This window comes from Cypionkella sp. (assembly GCF_030652235.1).
GTDB lineage: Bacteria > Pseudomonadota > Alphaproteobacteria > Rhodobacterales > Rhodobacteraceae > Cypionkella.
The window spans coordinates 1-2,968 of sequence record NZ_JAUSBA010000037.1; the positions used below are offsets into that span (position 1 = coordinate 1).

Sequence of the window (2,968 nt, forward strand, 5' to 3'; positions counted from 1 at the left end):
AATCGAGAACATGTTTGGCAAGCTGAAGGATTGGCGGCGCATCCACACCCGCTACGACCGCTGCGCCCACACCTTCATGTCAGCTATCGCCATCGCGGCCATCGTCATCTTCTGGATATGATCAATGAGTCCAGAGCCTAGCAATGAACGATCCAGCCGCCGCCACTGCACGCCATAAATGGCGTGGCGTGCAGTGGCTCCATATTAACACAGGAGCCGAGATCAGCATAAGACAAGCAATGATATTGCGTGTTATTTCGTTGATCAATCTCTGTGTCAGAGCAACGTTGTCTGCAGAGCCGATGCATCTTGCATCGCGAACAAACCGACAGGGCTCCATCATGACTGCCAGAAATCGCCGCAATACCGCCGACAATTCCAAAGCGCTGGGCGCCTTCGTTGCGGCGAAGTTCGAGATCGACGCGATGCTGGAGCGGTTGAAGGGGCTCAGCGCGGACCACTTCGGCGCAGAACCGGACGAGGTCAACTGGGGCAATGTCGGTACGCTGACCCACTACGCCAGCCTGCTGCGCCAGATCACCGACAGCGCGTTCAAGGAAGGCGAACACGCCGAATAGGTCAGGTCTGTTCCCTGCAAGCCCCCAGCCGGGGGCTTGGCCGCGTAGGGGGCAACGCATCCCGCTTGCCCCGAATGCGGAGCCAGACATGCCGAAGTTCACCGTGAAGCTGATCGAAACCCTCACCCACCGCGTGGTGGTTGAAGCGGCCACCGAAGTAGCAGCCATGCGCGCAGCCGAAACCTTCCTGACCGAGACTGACCACAACGACAACTATCTCTTTGTGGCCGGTGGCCATGAGGCCACCCACACGGAGCCCGCTGCGGATGACGCTGAACCCGATGTGAAGGACAAGTCTGACATGGCAGTCGACCCCGCCCAGCGCCATCAGCTTGAACAGGACGTCCTGACGGCTGAGTGGGAGGCGGAACGCGTCGCTGCCTGCGACGACGCCATCGCCCTGCTGCGCGAGATTGCCGATCTGGAAATCGACGTCAACAGCCACCTCAACCTTGGCTCCGGCCTTGCGAGCCACACCGGTCTGCTGTCGCGCATCGCAGCTTTCTTTGCCACACACGACCTGTAACAGGAAACCTGTTATGACACGACTCACTGAAACCCAGAGCATCATCCTCAGTGCCGGTGCCCAGCGCCCCGGCAACATCGCCATGCCCCTGCCCAAGGGTCTGCATGGGGCCGCCGCCAGGATGGCGATTGGCAGGATGATCGAACGCGGCCTGCTGGAAGAAGTCGATGCCAACATCAGCAAAGGCGAGCCGCTCTGGCGTGAGACCGGCGATGGCCATGGCACCACGCTCAAGGTAACCAATGCCGGATTGGCCGCAATCGGGATCGTGCCGGAACTGCCTGCGCAGGCCGATCTGCCCGAAAAGACTGACGCCGACCCCGTGCGCCCCTCCCTTCGCGCCGGGACGAAACAGGCGCAGTTGATCGCACTGCTGGAAGCGCCAGAAGGGGTGACCATCGAGGCGATCATTGCCGCCACCGGTTGGAGGTCGCACAGCGTCCGTGGCTTCATGTCCGGGACGCTGGGCAAGAAGCTCGGGCTGAACGTGACTTCGACGAAGGAAGAGGGCAGGGCCAGGGTGTACCGGATCAGCCGGAGGCCGACATGATGCCGCGCGCCATGATCATCACCCCTACTGGCGCGGCCGCTTTCACAACGGCCATCTTGCAAGCGAACAGCTTAAACTGATCCTGCTAGTGCCGCTTCGATGCGATGATTGACTCCGGGCCGCCGGGCGTCGCGGACAATCCTGCGCCCCAAGTCGGGCGGTCGCGCATCAATCATGCAAGGTATAAAGCGAAGCTTGAGGCCACTCTTGGCTTTGTCTGCAAACGCCTCTAGCGGCCTGGATTTGGCAGGGTGGATTTGGTCAGGTGGATTCCGCAAAGTGGATTTGGTGGATTCCGCAAAAGAATCCAGCACGGCGAGATCGTGATTTTATAAGCTATTGATATAACGCAATTTATCCGGCCGGATTCCGCGAAGTGGATTCCAAGTGGATTCCCCCACAAAATCCACTTTCGCTAGCGAAGTGCCGCGCTGCGCCCCCCCGCATACAAACAGGGCCGGGGAGGAACCATGCCAGGGGGTGGCGGATCACCGATAGGTACGGATGGCTTCACGATCCAGGTCACGGGCAGGGACAAGGCGGTAGTGCCGTTCCTCGACAACTCGGATTTCGTCATCCTCCAGCGTCAATTCGAAAAGGGCGATCACTTGATCGTCCATAAACTGTGCTGCAATCGCCCGACAACGAAGCCCCGGAAACTTCTGTTCCACGAAACGGATGTCCTGTGTCGTCTGAACAATACCGATCTGGTCTTTGCCACCCTTGGCCTGCACAGGGATGACATAGTGGCAGCCGCGCTTATCGAGCCCAATGTATAGTTCGTCGATCTCGATTTGACCGATACCCTTTACTGTCGTCCTCAGATGGTTCTGGAGGCTGTAAGTCGTCAGACCCAGAAATGTATCGATCAAGCGGTTGTAGCGAACGATTGCAAGAAGGGCCTGCTCGTCATCAAGCGCGTAGGCGCGAATGAGTTCTGGCGTCGCGTCGGGGATGGAAATCCGAACAAGATCCGCACGGGGGACGATGCGGTTGATACGTACGAGTTTGAAACGATATGCCGCTCTGCCCGCGCCCTCAATGATCCACTCCATCCCAAGCGGTTGGGTGGCGATGATATCCCCCGGAAGGGATGTCCGAAATCGGACAGAGTAGATCACGTCGCCAAGGTTTTTCGGCAGCTTGATACCAAGCGCTTCTGCCCCGTGTTCGAGCGCCACACGTTCAAATTCAAATGACGCATTGCCGGGTTGATACCCATCAAAAAATATCTTCGAAATCAATGCTTGATAGCGATTTGACTTAGCCATAGGCAGCGACCTGTGCACAAATTCGTTCTGCCTCAATCTCGAT

General features: G+C 58.4%; 4 protein-coding genes and 1 pseudogene. 4 read left to right on the top strand and 1 reads right to left on the bottom strand.

Going from position 1 to position 2,968, the window contains the following annotated elements; all coding sequences use genetic code 11:
• From Q7V03_RS12915 to Q7V03_RS12930, 4 genes and pseudogenes are all read left to right on the top strand, one after another.
• Positions 1-121, top strand: a pseudogene (locus Q7V03_RS12915) (IS5/IS1182 family transposase); the annotation flags it as partial.
• A gap of 220 nt (positions 122-341) precedes the next feature.
• On the top strand, positions 342-578 hold the full coding sequence (locus Q7V03_RS12920) for a hypothetical protein (RefSeq protein WP_304926008.1): 237 nt from the start codon (positions 342-344) through the stop codon (positions 576-578).
• Positions 579-666: 88 nt separating this feature from the next.
• Entirely contained in the window at positions 667-1,104 is a 438-nt protein-coding gene (locus Q7V03_RS12925; protein ID WP_304926005.1) for a hypothetical protein, read from the top strand.
• Positions 1,105-1,117: 13 nt separating this feature from the next.
• The gene (locus tag Q7V03_RS12930; RefSeq protein WP_304926006.1) at positions 1,118-1,654 is read left to right on the top strand and encodes a DUF3489 domain-containing protein; all 537 of its coding nucleotides are present in this window, start codon (positions 1,118-1,120) and stop codon (positions 1,652-1,654) included.
• Positions 1,655-2,142: 488 nt separating this feature from the next.
• On the opposite strand, the gene Q7V03_RS12935 is transcribed toward Q7V03_RS12930, so the two are convergent.
• Positions 2,143-2,968 (bottom strand): endonuclease (locus Q7V03_RS12935; RefSeq protein ID WP_304926007.1); only part of this gene is annotated, 826 nt, incomplete at its 5' end.